The sequence below is a fragment of the Pseudomonas sp. KU26590 genome (assembly GCF_026153515.1).
GTDB lineage: Bacteria > Pseudomonadota > Gammaproteobacteria > Pseudomonadales > Pseudomonadaceae > Aquipseudomonas.
On sequence record NZ_CP110644.1, the window covers coordinates 4,917,603 to 4,940,351 of the forward strand.

Below are 22,749 nucleotides of genomic sequence, written 5' to 3' on the forward strand. Positions count from 1 at the left end.
ATGCAAGATCTTGAACTGACCGAAGAACAGGTGATGATCCGCGACATGGCGCGGGAGTTCGCACGCAATGAAATCGCCCCCCACGCCCAGGCCTGGGAAAAAGCCGGCTGGATCGACGACGCGCTGGTGACCAAGATGGGCGAGTTGGGCCTGCTCGGCATGATCGTCCCCGAGGAATGGGGCGGCAGTTACATCGATTACATCGCCTACGCGCTGGCAGTCGAAGAAATCTCCGCCGCCGACGGCGCCGCCGGCACGCTGATGAGCGTGCACAGTTCAGTGGGCTGCGGGCCGGTCCTCAACTATGGCAGCGACGCGCAGAAACACCAGTGGCTGGAAAAACTCGCCACCGGCCAGGCCATCGGCTGCTTCTGCCTGACCGAACCCCAGGCAGGCTCCGAAGCCCACAACCTGCGCACCCGTGCGCAATTGCAAGACGGCGAATGGGTGCTCAACGGCGCCAAGCAGTTCGTCAGCAACGGCAAGCGCGCGCAATTGGCGATCGTGTTTGCGGTGACCGACCCGGAGCTGGGCAAGCGCGGCCTGTCAGCGTTTCTGGTGCCCACCGACAACCCCGGCTACAGGGTTGATCGCCTGGAACACAAGATGGGCATCCGCGCCTCCGACACCTGCGCGGTGACCCTGAGCGATTGCCGGATTCCAGCCGAGAACCTGTTGGGTGAGCGCGGAAAGGGGCTTTCGATTGCCCTGTCCAACCTGGAGGGCGGCCGTATCGGCATCGCCGCTCAGGCCCTGGGCATCGCGCGGGCAGCATTCGAGGCAGCGCTGGGTTACGCCCGTGAGCGCGTGCAGTTCGACAAGCCGATCATCGAGCACCAGAGCATCGCCAATCTGCTGGCCGACATGCACACCCGCATCAACGCCACACGCCTACTGGTCTTGCACGCCGCGCGCCTGAGAACGGCCGGCAAGCCTTGCCTGTCGGAAGCGTCCCAGGCCAAGCTGTTCGCTTCGGAAATGGCCGAATGGGTCTGCTCCAAAGCGGTACAGATCCACGGCGGCTACGGCTACCTGGAAGATTACCCGGTGGAACGGTATTACCGGGACGCGCGGATCACACAGATCTACGAAGGCTCCAGTGAAATCCAGCGCCTGCTGATCGCCCGCGAACTGCGGCATTACGCGCTGTAAGCGTAAACGAGGCAGCGCTAGCCTTGCCAAGGCTCAGCGCTGCTTCACTTAATCGCCCGGCACGACAAAGTTCTGCCGGCCCAGGCGCAGAATCAGCAAGGTCACCGAGTCAGCGTTCTTCATCAGCACCCGACTTCGTTTCTTCGCATCGTGGAGAAACTCATCCCGCGCCTCGTCCAGCGTCATGGATTTGGTGAGGCTAAGGACAGCGGAACATGCTTCGCCGTCTTGTGAGTCCAGATCCGACCATTCACCGTCTTTCATGTGCAGGAACAGGTCGTCCCTTTCGCTGAAATGTGACAGGCCCTCACGTTGCAGACGCTCAAGATCGGACCTGAACTTGATCGCGTTGGCGCTGTTGGCCAGCAGCAGGTCCGGAAACGGCGCGCTGGTTTCCAGGTAGGCGATGTCGTGGGTGCGCAGTACCAGATGGGACAGCTCGTGTATGAGCACTGCCGCACGGTAGTGCGCAGGCATGTCAAAGCCTTGTGGCTCAGCCGATAACCTGTACGGCGGCAACTGAAAAAACCGCTCGGTCAGAAACAGGCGTTTCCTGGGGTCCGACTTGATGATGAAGGCCAGCGTACTCTCATGACCGGGACGGGTGGATCCGACGACGTAACGCGGCGATGAGTAGGGCGACAGCGAGGCGTCCATCACTTCATCGAACAGCAACTTGACCGCGCGCTCGGTCTCGATCAACAGATCCTCACCGGGTGGGTTCACCCCGAAAAAGTCCCCCACGATCTCGAGCACGCGAGGGTCCGGCGGCGTTCCCGGCGAATGCACGTTGAGGTTGTCCAGGCAATTTTCCAGGTAACGCTTGGCCTGAAGATGCGCCTGACCAATGGCCAGCGCTCTTTCCCGATACAACGTGCGGATTTCCGGCATCCCCGTGGCCTCGATGATCAAGGCGTCTTCGGCACTTCGCTGCGCACCCTGAGCGCGCATTCGGGTCAACACCCCGCCTCCGCCTTTCAAGCCAATATCCAGTTGCCAGCGCTGACGACCATCAAGCCGCACGAGCGGGCCGGGCGTTCCGTCCTCGCCCACAATCATCCACTGCCCGTCTTCGCCTCGGCGCTGGATCTGGTAAACAGTGCCCCCGACCGCCGCGTAAAGTGTGTGGGTCTTGCTGTCGCGGTAGAGGCTGAGCAAGTCATCTCGCTTGAGGTCATTCAATGAAACGTTCCTGGCTTCCAGGGCTCGCAGTCGCTTCAATTGGTCGGCAGTCAGTTTCACGCCCGCCCACTGGAATGTTACGGGCGGCAACGCCTCGCCTGCCGCCAGCTCGCCTTCTATCAGGTCATCCTTGTCAGCCTGTTCCCTGGCCGTGACCATCACACCCAGCGCGGCGGAAAACTCGGAAATCGCCTCGCCCCAGCGGCGGCCCGAGGCTGACGCTGCCGACGCTTGCAACAGGCTATGGCTCTGCCAAAGGGCCGCCATCGTGGCCAGCTTGCCGGGCATCACGCTTAACACCTGTTCAAGGCCCAGCATGCCGAGAAACTTCAGTGATGCCTGATCGGCCTGCGCGGTGGTTACGGTGTTCGCCACGCCAAGGTCGACCAGCAGATTCACTGTGTCGGTCAGCAGAAACTGCAGCGCGTTGCCCTTATCCTCAGCCAGCGACACGGTCACCGGCCCCGGCGTGTGAGTGGGCACGTCACCGAAGCTCTCGGCAGCGAACGGCAAGTGTGGCTCAATGAAACCACCGTGCTCGTAGCGCTTGCGCACCTCTGGGTCCAGCCGCTCCAGCAGCATCCGCTGCAAGGCCTCGTCCGTGCGGACATCAGCCAGCAGTGCCGCCAGGTCAGGGTATTCACGGAAGACGAAAGCCGGGTGAATGATCGCGTGCAGGATCACCGGCCCTCGGTCGGCCCCGCGTGGACAGATCAGATACGCGCCTTTGACGGCATCGGGGGGCATGCCTTCGTCGGCGACCAATCGCAGAGGGCTGATGATCACAGGGGTCTCGCCCACGGGCTCCCGTGCAATGCCGTCCGGCATCTCCATCACCCGTGAGATAAACGCGTACGCCTCGGCGCTCAGGCGCCCTTCGAGCTTTTGCTGCATCGCCACCGCCTGCATCATCGGCGGCAGTTGTTCGGCGTAGAGTCGGGAACGCCTTGGCCAGTCGGGATTCGCAGGATTGAGGGCCTGACGCAGGATCACCATGAAACTACCGCCGATGTCCAGATCCCGGGTCATGCTGCGCAGGTAACTGGCGGTCAGCAGACCGACCGCATCCGGATGTTCGACGGAGGACACGGTCAGGACGCCGTCCTGAATGTCGACAAAGCGGTTGACCGCGTAATCCGTCAGCGATTCGCTGTTTGACAAGGTCGCAGCGGGGATGCCCGACGGTATCTGGCCCACCCCGGGAAATCCCGGGACGTAGCGACGCAGGGTTACCGTGATATGGTCCGGGTCCCATTGCTTGTCGGGGAAGTCCTTGGCGAACTGCTCGATCAACCGGTCCCGCGAGTAGTCCTTAAGGCTCGGAATGTCGAACAGGAAACTCTCATGGCCACTGCTGACCACGTAATACCGACGCCAGATCTCGTTGTAGGTTTTCATGTCGGCCACTGACGCCGATTTCAGCCATGGCGGCAACAACTCCTCGAACAGCGTGATGTCGATGCGCACGGACATGTTGTCGAGCGTGCGGATCAATTGCTCGTCGACTTCGGTCGATCGGGCCAATTCGATAAACAGCTGGGCCTCGAAGCGACAGCGCGCAGCGCGTGCACACAGCTGCTGAAGGTTCTGCAGTTGTCGATCCAGGACCGATTGCTGCAGGGCTCTGATTGCGTGCCCGTCCACTCGTTGCATGTGCACGCGCATCGGTTTGGCGGGGCTGCGCGCCAAGTGATTGCGCAGCAGTAACTGATCACGCTCGCTGAGCAGACTGAGCAAGCGTTCAGCCCGTGGTCCCCTGAGCGCGCTCAGCAGGCGTTCACTCAGCACCTGGACCGACGCGAAATGTTGCCAGCCACGCGGGCCGACCCACACCATCGCGCCCGCCGACGGGTTGGCTGGCTGCACCAGCACGAGCGCGTCGCTGATCGCTGCGCCGGGCGCGTCGTCACACACGATCGCCAGGGTAAACACTTCGGTGACAGTGGCGCTGCCACCTGATCTCTGGGAGCGGACGGGCGAGTCGAGCACCTGACTGACCATGGCTACGGACGCAGCGCTCAGCGCCGCCTTTCGTTGCATCAATGCCAAGTCCAGGCGCAAAACATCCTCGCGTAAGCTCAAGGCCGTCGCGACCGGCTGAAGCTGGCGGTTTCCGAGGCGCGCTTTGCCGATTTGTGATTGCCGGAAATGCTCGACGTAGCGGGCAGCAAACTCCGTGGCCGCTCGCTCAATCAGAAAATTCACCAGTTCCATGTCAACGTTCGCCGCAGGACTTTCTGGCGGCACTATGATCTGGGCAGTGTGTGCAAGAGGGCTGCGGCGGTGACCGCTCACGCGTTCGAGCAGCAATGACACCAGGTCGCTGGAGAAGACTCGCAGGGATTCACTGACCGCTACCGAGTTCATTTCCACATCCGATGCATCGGGCGCCGATGACGCCAACCAACGCAATCGCACATCTCGCGCCAACAGCTGCGTGGGTGAAGCCACGCAGATATACGCCTGAAGGGCCGTTTCGGCGTAGCTCACCAGTGCGTTATCCAACTCGCGCAAATGCTCGGCACCTGCGTCGGAGACCTGGGTTTGCTCCAGCCATGACGGCGGGAGCTGTTGGGCAAGGGGCGCGCTGGTACGGCCCCTGTCATAAGGGAAGAGGACGGTCTCGTCGGGGCCGCTGACGGAGTCGACCAGAACCAGGTCATCCGTTTCACTCTGCTCCCACGTTCGGCCGAAATTCAGCGGCACGTTCGACGTCCATCGCCCTGCGCTGAAATGCTGCTGCCGCGGGTCGATCAACCGACGCACGTCCAGCGAATCGTCGAACATGGCCGACATCTGCTCGGCCTGTGTTTTCAAGCGGCAGACGTGCTGCAGATTACGAAGCTGCATCGTGAAGATTGACTCCACCCGCTCGGCGACCAACGGCTCGGCGATGTCCTCAAGCAACAGCTCGAACCCGTCAGCCCGCAGGAGAAGTGACTGATCCGCCAGATCCAGTCCGGCGCTCAAGATATCGCTGCCTTCAGGGGTTGAGCAGAACGCCGTTAGCGCCGGGAGGTTCTCGAACGGTTTGAGCTCGTGATCCGGCGAGAACCAGAAGAGCGGCCCCGGCAGGGTCGGTCCGACGTCCAGAACGAAGGTGCCGGCCAGGGTTTTTCGTGTGCCATCCGCCCATTGCAGGACGATCCGCCTGCCGGGCAGATCGGTGTCGAGTGCACTGCAAGCCCCTCGACGCAAAGACCTCAGCGCCTGGTATTGCAGCGCAGAAAGTGTGCCGTCCTGAACCCTGCTGTACAGCTCGTTTGACAGGCTGGTCCTGTAGCTTTCGATGGCGATCTCGCAGAATGGGCGACCGTGCGACGGGTCGTTCCAGAATCGCTCCAGCCATTGCGCATAGTGCACGGGGAGCTGCGTGATAGCGTCCCTCAGCGCTTTGGCCACCTGGACAGCATCCTGCTCGTTGACCCGCCCGCCTTGTGCATCCAGGAACTGCCGGCTTACGTCCGGGAGCTGGCGGAAGCCGCAAAAGTCTTCGAACACGGTTTGCGCAAGGGTTTGCGTGATCAACACGCGTTCCTCGTCGGCGCCGGAAGCGGGCTGCACGATGCGCATCAGGTGGGTGGCCGGATCAACGTGCAGCGGCGGCGACAACCGGCTCAACTGCAGCGCCAGCGTGTCACACAACACGGCGAACAGCGTCGGCGTAAGTCTGAAACGCGCCGTGAGCTGCCGAACAGAGGCGGCCTGAAACTCAACGATTGCCCGCATCTGGGCCGAGAACGCATCACCGTCGATCTTTTCGTATTCAATACCCGTCGTTGCATCGCCGCCCGCAAATCGCGCGAACAGCGCCGTCAGCAACGATTGACGATCACCGAACACGGCGAGACCGTCAGCGAGCGTGAACAGGTAAATCCTCGCGTCAGCGGTCCGGGAATGGCTTAACAACAACGCCGCCGAGACCTCAAGCGATGTGGGCAAATCGTCGTTGAGAACCAGACGATCTACCCGCACCGGGTCAGGATCGGCGACTGCGCCCTGCCCGGGAGGCGACAGCGTCAGCTTGCTGAGCCACGCCAGCTCTTCAGGCTGAAGACGCCCCGCGTCGGTCGCGCGATCAAGTTCATGGATGAAGCGCTGCCTGAGGGACGCGCTTTGGAAATAGAGGGGAGTAACCGTGGACATTGCCGCTCCTTGAGCAAAACGCCCACGCCCGGCGGTCAGCCGGGCATGGGCAGGAAAGCAAGAAGCGTAGGGAATAACCGTGGGGCATCTGCGTTACATAATGCTGTACACGGGCACTGAAATTCAGGATTGACTGGCGAAGACGCGGCGAATCGGCGTCGCCCACACTCCCCCTTAAACCTTCAGCGTGCGCTCAACATGGCCGGCGAAGGCATCAATGATGTTCTGAAGGAATGGACGGGTTTTCTCGTTCAACTTGCCGTGTTCGTCAAAGAAGGTGCCCGCGTTGCCCAGGTACGCTTCCGGTTGCTGCATGCACAGCACGTCGAGGAACACGAAGCACTGGCGCAGATGCTGATTGGCGCCAAAACCACCGATCGCCCCTGGCGACGCACTGACCACTGCCGCCGGCTTCGCACTGCCCCAGGCGCTTTTACCGTAGGGGCGCGAGCCGACGTCGATGGCGTTTTTCAGTGCGCCCGGCACCGAGCGATTGTATTCCGGGGTGACGAAGAGAAAGCCGTCTGCGCCCTGCAAGGCTTCACGGAATGCGGTGTAAGCGGCAGGCGGCGAATCATGGTCGATGTCTTCGTTGTACAACGGCAGGTCGCCGATTTCGACAATGCTCAGCTTCAGGCTGGACGGCGCCAGTTCGGCCAGTGCATGGGCGACTTTGCGGTTGATTGAATCTTTCCTCAAGCTGCCGACGATGACTGCAATCGAATGAACCTGGCTCATGAAACGGACCTTCTGCTGTGGAGGGAACAACAGTTATAGATGAAACATGCACGAGATTCTGTGTTGTTTTTCCGTTGCTAATCATCGAAGCGTTCGATGCTGTAGCGGGGGCTTAACGCCGCCTGCGCCACGCGGGCAGTGCTACCGTCGGTCGCGACTATTTTTCCAGCTCGCGAAAACTACCCCGGAAAACGGCGGTCTGACTGCCTTAGGCGAATAAGGTCCTCATCTAAATTGGGGGATTACCTTACAAGCGGACACGGTTTATTCACTCGCAGTGTTAGGATGCGAGCGAAAACGAGCAGTTATTTCCAGAGGTTACAAAGCAAATGGCTTCAGTTCTAGTTGGGCAATTTCATGCGAGGGATGCGGAGGGACGCGTGTACTCGGTGCATGAATTCCGTGAATCACAGCCCGATGAGGCTGGTGGCAAGGAGCCCGTTTCGACTTATCGCCTGGCCATTGGCGACCGCGTCAAGCACTTGAGCGGAGAGGAATTCGAGTTGATTCAAAGCAAGGTCGTACTGACAAGAGAGCGCTAAAGCGCTGCTGCAAGCCCGGCTCTTTCCAAACAGGCCGCTCACATTGTGCGGCCGCGACTCAGGCCCTACGGGCTTGCAGCTTCAATCGACGACCGGCGCGTCGAACAGCAGATACCAGAAAATCGCCGCCTCCTGCGTCAACGGTTCTATTGCGCGATAGCGCAGATGATCCACCCCGCCGACCACAAATCCGTAGCGCTCATATAACCGGCACGCCTCCAGATTATTGTTCTGGGTCTCCAGGGTGATGCCCGGCAGACCGCGCTTGCGACTCCAGAACTGCGCCACGTCCAGCAGCTTTTGCGCCACGCCGTTACGCCGCGCTCCGGTGTCCACCGCCAGTTCGTCGATGTGGGCGAAACCGTTCCAGTGCTCGCTGACCACCACATGCCCGACCGGCTGCTCATCGAGCCAGGCCACCAGCACGGTGCTGTCGGCGGCATCTCGATAATTGCAGAACTCTTCGGAATCAATGCCGTAGTTTTTCAGGTAGGGCTCGACCGCATCGACGTGCCAGTGCGCCACAGGCTCGCCGATCTGCACCTGCGCATAGCCTGTGACCGTGAAGGTGAATTCGCTGTTGAGGATGTAATCTTCGAAGCATTCGTCAGCAACACGAATGCTGAAAGTCGGGCTGGACGTGTTCACCATGGGCCTCTCTCATCAAACAACCGCCGATGCATAGTGTGGGAGCGAGCTTGCTCGCGAAGAGGCCCTTGCATCCGGTTCATCTATGGCGCCTGAAGTGCCGTCTTCGTGAGCAAGGTGGAGCGCCACCCCGGTCATTCCCACACTTACCGTGTTTGCCGCGCGAGAACGAGGCTGCCACCGTCAGGCTTCGGTCTGAGCCTGGGCCTGCGCTTCGAGCAACTGGGTCCACAGGGCCGGGGCGCCGGCGGATTTGGCGATCACCGCCAGACGCGCCTCGTGCTCCGCCCGCTCGGACTCGCTGGCGACAATGATGCGCCCCGGCGTGCGGTTGGCGATCCGGCGGATCTCGGAAGGACGGTCAGCGCCGCCCTCACCATCGTTGTTGCCCGCCAGCGACAGGGTCGTCTGGCCACCGGTCATCGCCAGATAGACTTCCGCGAGAATCTCGGAGTCGAGCAAGGCGCCGTGCAGCTCGCGGCCGGAGTTGTCGACGTCGTAGCGTTTGCACAGCGCATCGAGGCTGTTGCGCTGGCCCGGGTGCCGCTCGCGGGCCATCGCCAGGGTGTCGAGGATCGTGCAGTAAGTGCTGATGTTCGCGCGATCGTGCTGGCCGATCAGGGCGAATTCGTTGTTCAGAAAGCCGACGTCAAACGCCGCGTTGTGGATGATCAGCTGAGCGCCTTTGACGAACTCGAAGAATTCGTCGGCGACTTCAGCGAAACGCGGTTTGCCGATGAGGAACTGGTCGGTGATGCCGTGAACGCCAATGGCGCCCTCGTCACTCTCCCGGTCCGGTTGCAGGTAAACGTGGAAATGCCGCCCGGTCAGGCGCCGGCCGATCAGCTCGACGCAGCCGATTTCGATGACCCGGTGGCCGTCGGTGACGGGCATACCGGTGGTCTCGGTATCGAGGACTACCCTTCGTTCAGTGATGATGTTTTGTACAGTCATTGCCTACCGCCTCAGCTTCAGGCGCGGATATTAGCATGGGGATTTTGCGATGTGCGTGCGCGGCTATCGCCTTCTGGCGACGCGCGCACACTGTTTCTGTAGGAGCCGGCTTGCTGGCGAACGCGTTGTGTCAGGGACGAAGATGTCGGCTGAACGCATGCATTCGCCAGCAAGCCGGCTCCTACAGTCGTCAACATCCAGCGTCAGCAGGCCTGTGTATTGATCAAGCGTGCTTGATACCGCGCACTTCATCCACGCCACGGTTGGCCAACTGGTCAGCGCGTTCGTTGCCGGGATGGCCAATGTGCCCGCGCACCCACTGCCAGCTCACCTTGTGGCGGCTGACCTGCTCGTCCAGTTGCTTCCACAGATCAGCGTTCTTCACCGGTTCCTTCGCCGCTGTCTTCCAGCCGCGCTTCTTCCAGTTGACCATCCACTCGGTGATGCCCTTCATCACATATTGCGAGTCGGTCACCAGAACCACTTCGCAAGGCCGCTTCAGTTCTTCGAGCCCGCGAATGGCGCCGAGCAGCTCCATGCGGTTATTGGTGGTGTTGGCCTCACCGCCCCAGAGTTCTTTTTCGACGCCTTTGCACACCAGCAACGCGCCCCAGCCGCCGGGACCCGGGTTGCCCTTGCAGGCGCCATCGGTGAAGAGTTCTACGGTATCGCTCATTACGATGTTTCCAGAAATTGAGAAAGCGTGGCGCCAGCCGCTGAATCAAGGCTCGGGCGTGCGCCGATTGACCTTGGCCATCGGCAGCGGCAGCAGTTTGCCCATCGGCTCGCGACGCGGCATGCGCACGGGCCGCAGTCCGACACTCATCTTGCGCGCGATCAACAGATAGAAGCCGCCGCCAGGACTTTGCCAGCCATCGCCGAGACGTTCGAGCCCGGCCAGACGGGCCTGCCACTTGGGCGAAGCAAGCGGCGGACGATAGCACCCGAAGCGGCGTTTCTCCAGCGCGAAGCCCAGCAGGTTGAGCCAGTCGCCGACCCGTGAAGGCGAGATGCAGCGCGCCCTGCGCAGGGCGTCATTGGCGAAAAAATGACGAATGCCCCAGGTGCTCCAGGGATTGATGCCGACGATCACCAGATGCCCGCCGGGACGCACGCTGCTGGCGGCTTCGCGCAACAGGCCGTGGGGCGACAGACAGAAATCCAGGCCGTGCTGCATGACCACCACGTCGGCAGCGTGCTCGCTCAGCGGCCAAGCCTGCTCCTCGCAGACAATCTCGACACCCGGCAACGGCGCGCCCAGTCGCACGTTGCGCTGCACTTGCTTTGCCGCCGGCGGGGTTTCCGCGGACGGACCGTAATGCACCAGATAACCGCCAAAAAAACGCTCGAGCTCCTGCTCCAGCACGCGGCTTTCTTCTTCCAGCAACAACTGCCCCAGGGGCCCGGACAGCCAGTCGCGGGCGGCGCTGATCAGCTCAAGCCATTCGGGATCGGCCTGGGCGAACGCTTCATCGGTCATTTCCGGTCTCCATGAGAGGGTCATTGCGATAGAGACTCGCCTCGAGTCTGTTCAGACCCTAAGATGCTTCTCTATGTTTCCAGCCAAGCGAACCGCGCCATGATACAGGTCGATGCCCTGCCCGCTTTCAGCGATAACTACATCTGGTTGTTACAAGACAATGCCACCAAGCGCTGCGCCGTGGTTGACCCGGGTGATGCCGCCCCCGTCATCGCCTGGCTGGAGCGCAACCCGGACTGGCGCCTGACCGACATTCTCATCACCCATCACCACGCCGACCACACTGGCGGCGTCGCCCAACTTAAAACGCTCACCGGCGCCAAGGTCTACGGCCCGGCCAGCGAGAACATTCCGGCGCGGGACGTGGCCCTGTCCGACAACGATCAGCTCACCGTACTCGGCCTGACATTTGCCGTCCATGCAGTCCCCGGCCACACCCTGGGCCACATCGCCTTTTACCATGCTGACGCGCAACAGCCGCTGCTGTTCTGTGGCGATACGCTGTTCGCCGCCGGTTGCGGCCGGTTGTTCGAAGGCACCCCGCAGCAGATGCATCACTCGCTGAGCCGGCTGGCCGAGCTGCCCGACAGCACCCTCGTCTACTGCGCCCACGAATACACCTTGAGCAATCTGCGCTTTGCCGTCGCGGTCGAGCCGGGCAACGCCGACGTGCTGCAACGCTTTGAACAAGTGACGCAATGGCGTGAGCAAAACCGCATCAGCGTGCCGTCGACGCTGGCGCTGGAGCGCAAGACCAATCCGTTCCTGCGGGCAGCCGTCATCTCCGTGAAACAAAAAGCAGACGAACGGAGCGGAACCCACAATTCAACGCCCACAGAGGTCTTTGCCGTGCTGCGGGCATGGAAAGATAAGTTCTAAACAGGCGGCGAATCAGCACGGAAATTCTGAAAGGTTGACCGTTCAGCAGCCACTTTCTAGAATCCCCCGACATTTTCGCCTGGAACTATCCCCCAGCCAATGTCGTCATCTATACGCAAAACCTTCAATTCCGACACATTGACTCGGTTGGCCCAGGCAATCGCGGTGGTCGCGAGCGCGGCATTGGCAGGCTGCCAGAGCACCGGCGGCCTGGACTCCGGGAACGGCGCAAGCGCTGCTCATCCCGTCGCCAGCACCAAACCAAAACCTGTTTACATCGCGCGCAAACCTGTGCCGCTGGCCCCGCCCCACGATGTCTGGGAACGCATGCGCCAGGGTTTTCAGTTGCAGGACGGCAACGACCAGAACCCACGTATTGATCAACAACGCCTCTGGTACGCCAACAACCCTTCGTTCCTCGAAACCGCCGGTAACCGCGGCAGCCTGTACATGCACTACATCGTCGAGCGACTGGAAGAGCGCAACATGCCCCTCGAACTGGCGCTGCTGCCGGTGATCGAGAGCGCGTACAACCCGATGGCGTTGTCGCGCAGCGATGCGGCCGGGATCTGGCAGTTCATTCCGTCCACCGGCCGCTACTTCAACCTGCGTCAGACCAACTTCTACGACGGCCGCCGCGACATTACGGCGTCCACCACGGCAGCGCTGGACTACCTGACCAAGCTGCACGACATGTTCAACGGCGACTGGCTGCTGGCACTGGCGGCCTATAACGCCGGCGAAGGCACGGTCAGCCGCGCCATCGAACGCAACGAAAAGCTCAACCTGCCCACCGATTACTGGAACCTGCCGCTGCCGCAGGAAACCCGTGATTACGTGCCTAAGCTGCTGGCGCTGTCCCAGGTGGTCATGTCGCCGGATGCTTACGGCGTCAACCTCAGCCCGATCGACAACAAGCCGTACTTTCAGGTGGTCGAGCTGAATCAGCGCATGGACCTGTCGAAAGTCGCCGCCATGGCGAACATCGACGAAGACGAACTGGTCCAGCTCAACCCGGCGTTCAAGAAGCGCCTGACCATCGACGGCCCTCAGCACCTGCTGGTGCCCACGTCGAAATCCCAGTTGCTGACCACCAACCTGTCGAACATGAAGCCTGAAGAGCTGGTCGACTGGCAGCAATACCGCGTGCGTCCGGGCGACAGCCTGGCCAGCATCGCCAGCCGCTACAAGGTCTCGACCAGCACCCTCAAGGACATCAACAAGCTGTCCGGCAACCAGGTGAAGCGCGGCCAGGCGCTGACGATTCCGGTGCAGCCGGGCATGCAGTACGCGATGCCGGTGTTCGAAGAAGTCGCCGAAGTGGACGAGAAGCCTGCGCGCACCCGCACCTACAAGGTGAGGAAAGGCGAAAGCCTGGGGCAGATCGCGCGCATCAACAAAGTCGACGTCAAGGATTTGCAGCACTGGAACAAACTGTCCGGCCAGAACCTCAAGGTCGGCCAGACGCTGGTCATGCAGGACAACAGCAAACCGGCGAAAGCCAGCTCCCGTGCCGTGGCCAAGGCTGACAGCCGCGCCAAAGGCGAGGACGCCGGCAAGAAGTCGATGCAGTACAAGATCCAGAAAGGCGATTCGATGTACCTCGTCGCCAAGCGCTTCAACGTCGAAATGCAGCACCTCAAGCGCTGGAACCCGCGCAGCGGCCAGGCCCTCAAGCCAGGGCAGACACTCACGGTGTACCTGCCCCACTAGATAAGTCGCCGGCAACGCCGACGCTCTGTGTAGGAGCGTGGCTTGTCCCGCGATCGGTGACAAAGTCGTCGAAAAACCTGTGTTCACGATCTGCCAGGCATACCAAACTCTCAGGATGTGCTGCCGGTCTCCGGCAGATCGCGGGACAAGCCACGCTCCTACAGATGTTGCGTCAGCCTGACACCCCGGCCCCACCCTTTTTCCAGCCGATACAAGCTGTTACTGTGACCGACCGCTGCCTGGATCGACCGCCGACTTGATACGTCACCTGCTGCTGACTTTCAGCCTGGTCTTGAGCACGACAGCCGCCGCGACCATCAGCGAAAGCCATGGTTACGCACAATTCGGTGTCCTCAAGTACCCTGCCAGCTTCACGCATTTCGACTGGGTCAATCCTGAGGCGCCGAAGACTGGCACCCTGCGAATCATGGCCAACGGCACGTTCGACACCCTCAACCCTTACACCTTCAAGGGCAGCAGCCCGATTTCGACGGCCAACTTCGGCCAGTACGGCGTCAGCGAGCTGAACGAACCGCTGATGGTCGGCACCGGCCAGTACGACCCCTCCGGCGATGAACCCACCTCCAGTTATGGCCTGATCGCCAAAACCGTCGAGTACAGCGACGACCGCAGTTGGGTGGTGTTCAACCTGCGCCCCGAGGCGCGCTTTCACGACGGCAAGCCGATTACCGCCTACGACGTGGCGTTTTCCTACAGAACTCTGCTCAAGGACGGTCACCCGCAGTACCGCACCGCGTTGCAGGAAGTGCAGCGGGTGGACATCCTCAACCGCCATCGCATTCGTTTCGTGTTCAAGCGATCCGGCAACCCATTACTGATTCTGCGCCTCGGCGAGCTGCCGGTCCTGCCGCAACATTACTGGAAGAACCGCGACTTCAAGGCCACCACGTTCGACGCCCCGTTGGGCAGCGGCCCCTATCGCATCACCCAGGTGCGGCCGGGGCGCAGTCTGGTGTTCGAGCGGGTGAAGGATTATTGGGGCAAGGACCTGCCGGTCAATCGCGGCAAGTACAACTTCAATCGGGTCGAGGTGGAGTTCTACCGCGATGCCGACGTGGCGTTCGAAGCCTTCAAGGCGGGCGAATTCGACATCTACATCGAGCATCAGGCGAAGAACTGGCTCACCGGTTATGACTTCCCGGCGGTGACCGAGGGCAAGGTGATCAAGGCGCAGATCCCGCACCAGATCCCCACGCAGACCCAAGGGCTGTTCATGAACACCCGTCGCGGCGCGTTTGCCGACATCCGCGTGCGCGAAGCCCTGGGGCTGATGTTCAACTTCGAGTGGACCAACCGCACGCTGTTCAACGACGCCTACATGCGCTCGACCAGCTACTACCCCAACAGCGAATTCACCTCCAGCGGACTGCCCGCCGGCCGCGAGTTCCTCATGCTCGCGCCCTACCGCGAGCAGTTACCGGCCAAGCTGTTTACCCAGCCCTTCGCGGTGTCGAAGACCGACGGTGGCGGCGTGCCCCGGGATTCCATTCGCAAGGCGCTGGGGCTGCTGGCCGACGCGGGCTGGACGTTCACCGAACGCGGCTTGACCAACAGCGCCGGGCAGCCGTTGCGTTTCGAAATACTTCTGGTCAATCCCAATCTAGAACGAATCCTGCAGCCCTACATCGAAGACCTCACGCGGATCGGCGTCGACGCGCACCTGCGCACCGTCGACCGCGCTCAGTACAAACAGCGACTCGACCAGTTCGATTTCGACATGATCCTGATGACCCTGAACCAGACCCTCAGTCCGGGGCTGGAGCAATGGCAGTATTTCCATTCCAGCCAGGCCAACATCAAAGGCAGCAAAAACTACGCCGGCGTCGCCAACCCGGTGGTCGACAACCTGCTCAACCAGTTGCTGGCGGCAAAAACCCGGGATGACCAGGTGGCGGCGACCCGCGCCCTGGATCGCGTGTTGCTGTGGCAGCACTACATGATCCCCAACTGGTACCTCAATAATCATCGTCTGGCGTACCGCAACCGGTTCGCCATGGTCACCACCCCGCCCTACACCCTGGGCCTGCGTGCGTGGTGGCTCAAGCCTTCGGAGAAAACCCAATGACTGCCCTGCGCTCCCTGACCCGCGCCGGCGGCCTGTTTCTGAGCCCGTTCGTGCTGGCCCCGCTGCTGCTGGGCGTGACCGGTGCAGCCCAGGCGGCTCCGCAACACGCCATCACCCTGTACAACGAAGCGCCGAAATACCCGGCGGACTTCAAGCATTTCGACTACGTCAACCCGGATGCCCCCAAAGGCGGCATCCTGCGCAGTGCCGGTTTTGGTGGCTTCGACAGCCTCAACCCGTTCATCAGCAAGGGTGTGCCCGCCGACGACATCAGCCTGATCTACGACACCCTCGCCCGCCAGGGCCTGGACGAGCCGTTCACCGAATACGGGCTGATTGCCGGCAAGATCGAGAAAGCCCCGGACAACAGCTGGGTGCGTTTCTATTTGCGCCCGGAAGCCAAGTTCAATGACGGCCATCCGGTCCGTGCCGAAGACGTGGTGTTCAGCTTCGAGACCCTGATCAAGGACGGCTCGCCGCTGTACCGCAGCTACTACGCGGACGTTGATCAGGCGGTCGCCGAAAACCCGACCACGGTGCTGTTCAAGTTCAAGCACAACGACAACCGCGAATTGCCGCTGATTCTCGGCCAGTTGCCAGTGCTGCCCAAGCACTGGTGGGCCAGCCGCGACTTCAGCAAGGGCAACCTGGAAATTCCGCTGGGCAGCGGGCCGTACAAGGTGGTCGAGGTCAAGGCCGGGCGCTCGGTGCGCTACGAGCGGGTCAAGGATTACTGGGGCAAGGACCTGCCGATCAACAAGGGTTTCTACAACTTCGACCGGCTGTCCACCGACTACTACCGCGACAACACGGTGGCCCTCGAAGCACTGAAAGCCGGCGCCTTCGACTTCTGGCAGGAAATGGCGGCGAAGAACTGGGCAACCGCCTATGACGTTCCGGCGGTCAGAGAAGGCCGTCTGATCAAGGAAGAAATTCCCAACGGCAATCCCCAGGGTATGCAGGGCTTCATCTTCAACCTGCGCAAGCCGATGTTCCAGGACGTGCGCGTGCGTCAGGCGCTCAGCCTGTTGCTCGACTTCGAGTGGACCAACAAGCAGCTGTTCTTCGGCACCTACACCCGCACCAAAAGCTATTTCGACAATTCCGACATGGGCGCCAAAGGCCTGCCGACGCCTGCCGAGCTGAAGATCCTCGAGCCCCTGCGCGGCAAGCTGCCGGAATCGGTGTTCAGCGAGGCATTCAAGCTGCCGGTCACCGATGGCAGCGGCATCATCCGCGAGCAACAGCGCAAGGCGTTCCAGCTGCTCAAGGACGCCGGCTGGAAGATCGTCGGCGACAAGATGGTCGACACCGAAGGCAAGCCCGTCACCATCGAATTTTTGCTGGCCCAGACCGAATTCGAGCGCGTGTTGCTGCCGTACAAACGCAACCTGGCCGACATCGGTATTGATCTGGAGATTCGCCGTGTCGACGTCTCGCAATACATCACCCGACGCCGTTCACGGGACTACGACATGATCGTCGGCAGTTTCCCGCAATCGAGCTCGCCGGGTAACGAGCAGCGCGAATACTGGGACTCTTCCGCCGCCGACAAGCCAGGCAGTTACAACGTGATCGGCCTCAAGGACCCGGCGGTCGACACGCTGGTGAACGGCTTGATCAACGCCGACTCGCGCCAGAGCCTGATTGATCACACCCGTGCCCTCGACCGCGCGCTGCTGTGGGGCTACTACGTGATCCCGAACTGGCACATCAAGACCTGGCGCGTGGCGTACTGGGATCACCTGGGCCACCCGAACAAAACACCGCTCTACGACATCGGCACCGTGACCTGGTGGGTCAAACCCGACGCGACGCCCGCCATTCCAGTGCAAGTCGCGCCGGACGCCGCAGAGCCTGAACCCGCCCAGCCTGAAACCGAGCAGCCTAAAGGCACGGAGCAATAACATGCTGGCCTACATTCTGCGGCGCTTGCTGCTGATCATCCCGACCCTGTTCGGCATCCTGCTGATCAACTTCGTCATCATCCAGGCCGCGCCGGGCGGCCCGGTGGAGCAGATGATCGCCAAGCTCGAAGGGTTTGAAGGCGCCACCAGCCGCATCGCCGGCGGCGGCGCAGAAGTCTCGGTGGCCGGCTCGACCTATCGCGGCGCTCAGGGCCTGGATCCCAGCCTGATCAAAGAAATCGAGCACATGTACGGTTTCGACAAATCGGCGCCGGAACGCTTGTGGATCATGGTCAAGAACTACGCCCATCTGGATTTCGGCGACAGCTTCTTCCGCGACGCCAAGGTCATTGACCTGATCGTCGAGAAGATGCCGGTGTCGATCTCCCTCGGGCTGTGGAGCACGCTGATCATGTACCTGGTGTCGATCCCACTGGGGATCGCCAAAGCCACGCGCCACGGCAGCCATTTCGACGTCTGGACCAGCTCGGCAATCATCGTCGGCTACGCCATTCCAGCGTTTCTGTTCGCCATCCTGTTGATCGTGGTGTTTGCCGGCGGCAGCTACTTCGATTGGTTCCCGTTGCGCGGATTAACGTCCACCAACTTCGACGAAATGAGCTGGCTGGGCAAGGTGGGCGACTACTTCTGGCACCTGGTGTTGCCGATCACCGCGTTGGTCATCGGCAACTTCGCCACCATGACCCTACTGACGAAAAACAGCTTTCTCGACGAAATCGGCAAGCAGTACGTGATCACCGCCAAGGCCAAGGGCCTGACCCAGCGCCGCGTGCTCTACGGCCACGTGTTCCGTAACGCGATGCTGCTGGTGATCGCGGGTTTCCCGTCGGCGTTCATTGGCATCTTCTTCACCGGCTCGCTGCTGGTGGAAGTGATCTTTTCCCTTGATGGCCTTGGCCTGATGAGTTTTGAAGCCGCGATCAACCGTGATTACCCGGTGGTGTTCGGCACGCTGTTCATCTTCACCCTGCTGGGTCTTGTGGTGAAACTGATCGGCGACCTGACCTACACGCTGGTCGACCCACGCATCGACTTCGACCGCAGGGATCATTGATATGACGTTGTCCCCTCTCAATCGACGCCGTTTCGAACGCTTCAAGGCCAACAAGCGTGGCTGGTGGTCGCTGTGGCTGTTTCTGATCCTGTTCGGCGCAAGCCTGGGCGCCGAACTTATCGCCAACGACAAACCGCTGGCCGTGCGCTACGACGGCGAGTGGTACTTCCCGGTGTTCAAGCGCTATCCGGAAACCACGTTCGGCGGCGAATTCCCGCTGGAAGCCAACTACAAGAGCCCGTACATCAAGGAGCTGTTGGCGGCCAAAGACGGCTGGACGCTGTGGGCGCCGATTCCGTTCAGCTACCAGAGCATCAACTACGACCTGAAAGTCCCGGCCCCTGCCCCGCCCTCGCGGGACAACCTGCTGGGCACCGACGATCAGGGGCGCGACGTGCTGGCGCGGGTGATCTATGGCTTCCGCGTGTCGGTGCTGTTCGCCCTGACGCTGACGATCCTGAGCTCGATCATCGGCGTGATTGCCGGCGCCCTGCAGGGTTTCTACGGCGGCTGGGTGGACCTGATCGGCCAGCGCTTTCTGGAAATCTGGTCCGGGCTGCCGGTGCTGTACCTGCTGATCATCCTCGCCAGCTTCGTGCAGCCCAACTTCTGGTGGCTGCTGGGCATCATGCTGCTGTTCTCGTGGATGAGCCTGGTGGACGTGGTGCGCGCCGAGTTCCTGCGCGGCCGCAACCTGGAATACGTGCGCGCCGCCCGGGCGCTGGGGATGGAAAACGGCGCGATCATGTTCCGCCACATCCTGCCCAACGCGATGGTGTCGACCATGACCTTCATGCCGTTCATCCTCACGGGCGCAATCGGCACGCTGACCGCGCTGGACTTCCTCGGCTTTGGCCTGCCCGCTGGATCGCCTTCACTGGGCGAACTGGTGGCCCAGGGCAAATCCAACCTGCAGGCGCCGTGGCTGGGCATCAGCGCCTTCGCCGTGCTGGCGATCATGCTGAGCCTGCTGGTGTTCATCGGCGAATCCGCCCGCGACGCATTCGACCCGAGGAAATGAGATGAATCAGGACAATCTGGTCGAGATCCGCGACCTCTCCGTCGAATTCGTGAGCGGCAACAGCGTGCAGCGGGTGGTCGAAGGCATCAGCTTCGACATCCGCAAGGGCGAAACCCTGGCGCTGGTCGGCGAAAGCGGATCGGGCAAGTCAGTCACCGCCCACTCGATCCTGCGGCTGCTGCCCTACCCGCTGGCGCGCCATCCGACCGGGACGATTCGCTACGCTGGCGACGACCTGCTGACCGTCAGCGAAAAGCGTCTGCGCGGCATTCGCGGCAATCGCATCGCGATGATCTTTCAGGAGCCTATGACCTCGCTGAACCCGCTGCAGTCCATCGAAAAGCAGATCAACGAAGTCCTCGGCCTTCACAAGGGCCTGATCGGCAAAGCCGCGACGCGGCGCACGCTGGAGCTGCTGGAGCTGGTGGGCATTCCCGAACCGGTCAAGCGCTTGAAAGCCCTGCCCCATGAACTGTCCGGCGGCCAGCGCCAGCGCGTGATGATTGCAATGGCCCTGGCCAACGAGCCCGAACTGCTGATCGCCGATGAGCCGACCACCGCGCTGGACGTCACGGTGCAGCTGAAAATCCTCGAACTGCTCAAGGAGTTGCAGGCCCGGCTGGGCATGGGCTTGCTGCTGATCAGCCACGATTTGAACGTCGTCAGGCAAATTGCCAACCGAGTATGTGTCATGCAGCGCGGTTGCATCGTCGAACAGGCATCGTGCGAAGAGCTGTTCCGCGCGCCGCAACATCCGTACACCCGGGAACTGCTCAGTGCCGAGCCCAAAGGCGGGCCGGCGAACAACCCGCCGGGCGCGCCGATGCTGGAAGTCGAAGACCTGCGAGTCTGGTTTCCGATCAAGAAAGGCGTGTTCAAGCGCACGGTCGATTACGTCAAGGCCGTCGACGGCATCCATTTCAGTCTGCCCAAGGGCCAGACGCTGGGGATTGTCGGCGAGAGTGGCTCGGGCAAATCGACGCTGGGTCTGGCGATCCTGCGGTTGATTCGCAGCGAAGGCGCGATACGCTTTCACGGGCAAGCGCTGGACGGGATGAATCAGCATCAGGTCAGGCCGCTGCGGCGGCAGATGCAGGTGGTGTTTCAGGACCCGTTCGGCAGCCTCAGCCCGCGCATGTCGGTGTGCGACATCGTCGGTGAAGGCCTGCGGATCCATAAGATGGGTACGCCGGTGGAGCAGGAAGCGGCGGTGATCGAAGCGCTCAAGGAAGTGGGTCTGGACCCGGCGACCCGGCACCGCTACCCCCACGAGTTTTCCGGGGGACAGCGGCAAAGGATCGCCATTGCCCGGGCATTAGTGTTAAAACCGGCGCTGATTTTGCTGGACGAGCCGACTTCGGCCCTCGACCGCACCGTTCAGCGTCAAGTGGTGGAGCTGTTACGCTCCCTGCAAACCAAGTACAACCTGACGTATTTGTTCATCAGCCATGATCTGGCGGTGGTCAAGGCGTTAAGCCACCAACTGATGGTGGTGAAGCAAGGCCAAGTGGTCGAACAGGGTGTGGCAGAAGACATCTTCGCCGCACCGCAACATCCTTATACACAGCAGCTGCTGGAGGCCGCCTTCTTGGCGCCGGCAGCTGTCGATTAACCTGAAGAGGAACAAAACAATGGGTTTTCTCGCCGGTAAGCGCGTCCTGATCGTCGGTGTCGCCAGCAAATTGTCCATCGCATCCGGTATCGCTGCCGCCATGCACCGCGAGGGCGCTGAACTTGCCTTCACGTATCAGAACGAAAAACTCAAAAAGCGCGTCGAGGAATTCGCCGCGAGTTGGGGTTCCAACGCTGACCTGTGCTTCCCTTGCGACGTCGCCAGCGACGAAGAAATTGCCAAGGTCTTCGAAGAATTGAGCAAGCAGTGGGACGGCCTGGACTGCATCGTGCACTCCGTCGGCTTCGCGCCGGGCGACCAACTGGACGGTGACTTCACGCAAGCCACCACCCGCGAAGGTTTCCGTATCGCTCACGACATCAGCGCCTACAGCTTCGTGGCTCTGGCCAAGGCCGGCCGCGACCTGATGAAGGGCCGCAACGGCAGCCTGCTGACCCTGTCGTACCTGGGCGCCGAGCGCACCATGCCGAACTACAACGTGATGGGCATGGCCAAGGCCAGCCTTGAAGCCGGTGTTCGTTACCTGGCCCGCAGCCTCGGCCCGGAAGGCACCCGCGTCAACGCGGTATCGGCTGGCCCGATCCGTACCCTCGCGGCTTCGGGTATTTCGAACTTCCGCAAGATGCTGGCAGCGAACGAAGCCCAGACTCCATTGCGTCGCAACGTGACCATTGAAGAAGTGGGTAACGCGGGCGCTTTCTTGTGTTCTGACCTGGCGTCCGGTGTCAGTGGCGAGATCATGTACGTCGACGGTGGTTTCAATACCACGGCGATGGGTGATCTGGAAGGTTGATGGTTGCTTGCCTGGTTTCGGAGTGGCGACGTTCCGAAGACTGACGCAAGACCTGTAAGCGCCGGCTCGCTGGCGAAAGCGGTGGATCAGACGGCCCTGTGGCTGGATGATCTGCCGTTTTTTTTCGCCTTGGGTTCAGCCGATACTCGGGCGGCGTTCATTGGGTTCTGCCTAACGGCAGAACTGTTTCGCCTTCGGCGGCGTCCGGGCTACCGCGTAGAAGATCAAGATCAAGATCAAGATCAAGATCAAGATCAAGATCAACAGCAACAGCTTCCCGGCTAAAGCCGGTCCCACGGGGTGCGCGTTGTTTAGGTGATCTTTGATCGTTCCCTCGCTCTGCGTGGGAATGCATCCCGTGACGCTCCGCGTCACCTCCCCGGCCTGAATATGCGTCGTCCGAGGGACGCAGAGCGTCGGGGGCGGCGTTACCACGCGGAGCGTGGGAACGATCAAAGCCGGTCCCACGGAAGCACCGCGGGCACCTAGTGGGACCGGCTTTAGCCGGGAAGCTGTTGATCTTGATTGCTTTTGATCTTCCTACGCAGGAAGTCCAGTCACCGCCAATCGCGACTTGGGTGCAGGCTGAACGCAGGTCTCGCGCAGTGGGCCGAGCCGCATGGATGCGGCGAGAGCTGCCCCCCGCCATGGATGGCGGATGGCAGCGGGCCCACGGAGCGAGACCGGAGTGAGGGAACTCTGACGAAGGAAGGGCCCAACCAGGAGCACAAGCCCTTGGTTACTTGGGGCTTTTTCAAGTAACTCGCCGAAGGCGAAACCCGAGGCCGTTAGGCCGACGC

General features: G+C 61.5%; 17 protein-coding genes and 1 pseudogene. 12 read left to right on the forward strand and 6 right to left on the reverse strand.

Translation table 11 applies throughout. The annotated features are described in order from the left end of the window. Nucleotides 1-1,152 (forward strand): acyl-CoA dehydrogenase family protein, encoded by a 1,152-nt coding sequence (locus OKW98_RS21905; protein WP_265386635.1) that lies wholly within the window; start codon nucleotides 1-3, stop codon nucleotides 1,150-1,152. A 48-nt stretch (nucleotides 1,153-1,200) separates the two neighbouring features. On the opposite strand, the gene OKW98_RS21910 is transcribed toward OKW98_RS21905, so the two are convergent. Beyond that, nucleotides 1,201-6,480 (reverse strand): dermonecrotic toxin domain-containing protein, encoded by a 5,280-nt coding sequence (locus tag OKW98_RS21910; RefSeq protein WP_265386636.1) that lies wholly within the window; start codon nucleotides 6,478-6,480, stop codon nucleotides 1,201-1,203. Nucleotides 6,481-6,654: 174 nt separating this feature from the next. Next, nucleotides 6,655-7,218: an NADPH-dependent FMN reductase gene (locus tag OKW98_RS21915; protein WP_265386637.1), complete on the reverse strand. Its 564-nt coding sequence runs from the start codon at nucleotides 7,216-7,218 to the stop codon at nucleotides 6,655-6,657. 329 nt (nucleotides 7,219-7,547) lie between these two features. On the opposite strand from OKW98_RS21915, the gene OKW98_RS21920 reads away from it, so the two are divergent. Next, nucleotides 7,548-7,760 carry a hypothetical protein gene (locus OKW98_RS21920; RefSeq protein ID WP_265386638.1) on the forward strand — a complete coding sequence of 71 codons (213 nt, stop codon included), beginning with the start codon at nucleotides 7,548-7,550 and terminating at the stop codon, nucleotides 7,758-7,760. Between the two features lie 81 nt (nucleotides 7,761-7,841). Here the strand turns inward: OKW98_RS21920 and OKW98_RS21925 are convergent, their stop codons facing one another. The 4 genes from OKW98_RS21925 to OKW98_RS21940 form a co-directional block, all read right to left on the reverse strand. Continuing rightward, a complete protein-coding gene (locus OKW98_RS21925; RefSeq protein ID WP_416147538.1) occupies nucleotides 7,842-8,411 on the reverse strand; it encodes a GNAT family N-acetyltransferase in 570 nt (189 codons plus the stop codon). A gap of 180 nt (nucleotides 8,412-8,591) precedes the next feature. Beyond that, nucleotides 8,592-9,344 carry a DNA polymerase III subunit epsilon gene (gene dnaQ, locus OKW98_RS21930; RefSeq protein WP_265389812.1) on the reverse strand — a complete coding sequence of 251 codons (753 nt, stop codon included), beginning with the start codon at nucleotides 9,342-9,344 and terminating at the stop codon, nucleotides 8,592-8,594. A gap of 241 nt (nucleotides 9,345-9,585) precedes the next feature. Further along, nucleotides 9,586-10,038, reverse strand: a complete 453-nt coding sequence (gene rnhA, locus OKW98_RS21935; RefSeq protein WP_265386639.1) for a ribonuclease HI — start codon at nucleotides 10,036-10,038, stop codon at nucleotides 9,586-9,588. Between the two features lie 45 nt (nucleotides 10,039-10,083). Continuing rightward, the gene (locus tag OKW98_RS21940; RefSeq protein ID WP_265386640.1) at nucleotides 10,084-10,842 is read right to left on the reverse strand and encodes a class I SAM-dependent methyltransferase; all 759 of its coding nucleotides are present in this window, start codon (nucleotides 10,840-10,842) and stop codon (nucleotides 10,084-10,086) included. Between the two features lie 99 nt (nucleotides 10,843-10,941). Here OKW98_RS21940 and gloB point away from each other — a divergent pair, with 99 nt between their 5' ends. The 10 genes and pseudogenes from gloB (at nucleotide 10,942) to OKW98_RS21985 (ending at nucleotide 22,234) form a co-directional block, all read left to right on the forward strand. After that, on the forward strand, nucleotides 10,942-11,721 hold the full coding sequence (gloB, locus tag OKW98_RS21945; RefSeq protein WP_265386641.1) for a hydroxyacylglutathione hydrolase: 780 nt from the start codon (nucleotides 10,942-10,944) through the stop codon (nucleotides 11,719-11,721). Between the two features lie 99 nt (nucleotides 11,722-11,820). Next, a pseudogene (locus OKW98_RS27675) lies at nucleotides 11,821-11,932 on the forward strand (lytic transglycosylase domain-containing protein); the annotation flags it as partial. Nucleotides 11,933-11,997: 65 nt separating this feature from the next. Further along, on the forward strand, nucleotides 11,998-13,434 hold the full coding sequence (locus OKW98_RS21950) for a LysM peptidoglycan-binding domain-containing protein (protein WP_416148532.1): 1,437 nt from the start codon (nucleotides 11,998-12,000) through the stop codon (nucleotides 13,432-13,434). Nucleotides 13,435-13,690: 256 nt separating this feature from the next. After that, nucleotides 13,691-15,520: an extracellular solute-binding protein gene (locus tag OKW98_RS21955; RefSeq protein ID WP_265386643.1), complete on the forward strand. Its 1,830-nt coding sequence runs from the start codon at nucleotides 13,691-13,693 to the stop codon at nucleotides 15,518-15,520. After that, on the forward strand, nucleotides 15,517-17,427 hold the full coding sequence (locus OKW98_RS21960; protein ID WP_265386644.1) for an extracellular solute-binding protein: 1,911 nt from the start codon (nucleotides 15,517-15,519) through the stop codon (nucleotides 17,425-17,427). The genes OKW98_RS21955 and OKW98_RS21960 overlap by 4 nt, the downstream gene beginning before the upstream one ends. A gap of 1 nt (nucleotide 17,428) precedes the next feature. Continuing rightward, on the forward strand, nucleotides 17,429-18,502 hold the full coding sequence (locus OKW98_RS21965) for a microcin C ABC transporter permease YejB (RefSeq protein ID WP_265386645.1): 1,074 nt from the start codon (nucleotides 17,429-17,431) through the stop codon (nucleotides 18,500-18,502). A gap of 1 nt (nucleotide 18,503) precedes the next feature. After that, a complete protein-coding gene (locus OKW98_RS21970) occupies nucleotides 18,504-19,523 on the forward strand; it encodes an ABC transporter permease (RefSeq protein WP_191945774.1) in 1,020 nt (339 codons plus the stop codon). A gap of 1 nt (nucleotide 19,524) precedes the next feature. Continuing rightward, the gene (locus OKW98_RS21975) at nucleotides 19,525-21,135 is read left to right on the forward strand and encodes an ABC transporter ATP-binding protein (RefSeq protein ID WP_265386646.1); all 1,611 of its coding nucleotides are present in this window, start codon (nucleotides 19,525-19,527) and stop codon (nucleotides 21,133-21,135) included. Nucleotides 21,136-21,154: 19 nt separating this feature from the next. Beyond that, nucleotides 21,155-21,949: an enoyl-ACP reductase FabI gene (fabI, locus tag OKW98_RS21980; RefSeq protein ID WP_265386647.1), complete on the forward strand. Its 795-nt coding sequence runs from the start codon at nucleotides 21,155-21,157 to the stop codon at nucleotides 21,947-21,949. Nucleotides 21,950-21,952: 3 nt separating this feature from the next. Next, the gene (locus tag OKW98_RS21985; protein WP_265386648.1) at nucleotides 21,953-22,234 is read left to right on the forward strand and encodes a hypothetical protein; all 282 of its coding nucleotides are present in this window, start codon (nucleotides 21,953-21,955) and stop codon (nucleotides 22,232-22,234) included. Nucleotides 22,235-22,749: the final 515 nt, after the last annotated feature.

Excerpts from the sequence above, each read along its gene's own strand:
- OKW98_RS21905 (WP_265386635.1), top strand. The coding sequence starts at position 1 with ATGCAAGATCTTGAACTGACCGAAGAACAGGTGATGATCCGCGACATG.
- OKW98_RS21910 (WP_265386636.1), bottom strand. The coding sequence starts at position 6,480 with ATGTCCACGGTTACTCCCCTCTATTTCCAAAGCGCGTCCCTCAGGCAG.
- OKW98_RS21915 (WP_265386637.1), bottom strand. The coding sequence starts at position 7,218 with ATGAGCCAGGTTCATTCGATTGCAGTCATCGTCGGCAGCTTGAGGAAA.
- OKW98_RS21920 (WP_265386638.1), top strand. The coding sequence starts at position 7,548 with ATGGCTTCAGTTCTAGTTGGGCAATTTCATGCGAGGGATGCGGAGGGA.
- OKW98_RS21925 (WP_416147538.1), bottom strand. The coding sequence starts at position 8,411 with ATGGTGAACACGTCCAGCCCGACTTTCAGCATTCGTGTTGCTGACGAA.
- rnhA (WP_265386639.1), bottom strand. The coding sequence starts at position 10,038 with ATGAGCGATACCGTAGAACTCTTCACCGATGGCGCCTGCAAGGGCAAC.
- OKW98_RS21940 (WP_265386640.1), bottom strand. The coding sequence starts at position 10,842 with ATGACCGATGAAGCGTTCGCCCAGGCCGATCCCGAATGGCTTGAGCTG.
- gloB (WP_265386641.1), top strand. The coding sequence starts at position 10,942 with ATGATACAGGTCGATGCCCTGCCCGCTTTCAGCGATAACTACATCTGG.
- OKW98_RS21960 (WP_265386644.1), top strand. The coding sequence starts at position 15,517 with ATGACTGCCCTGCGCTCCCTGACCCGCGCCGGCGGCCTGTTTCTGAGC.
- OKW98_RS21965 (WP_265386645.1), top strand. The coding sequence starts at position 17,429 with ATGCTGGCCTACATTCTGCGGCGCTTGCTGCTGATCATCCCGACCCTG.
- OKW98_RS21970 (WP_191945774.1), top strand. The coding sequence starts at position 18,504 with ATGACGTTGTCCCCTCTCAATCGACGCCGTTTCGAACGCTTCAAGGCC.
- OKW98_RS21975 (WP_265386646.1), top strand. The coding sequence starts at position 19,525 with ATGAATCAGGACAATCTGGTCGAGATCCGCGACCTCTCCGTCGAATTC.
- fabI (WP_265386647.1), top strand. The coding sequence starts at position 21,155 with ATGGGTTTTCTCGCCGGTAAGCGCGTCCTGATCGTCGGTGTCGCCAGC.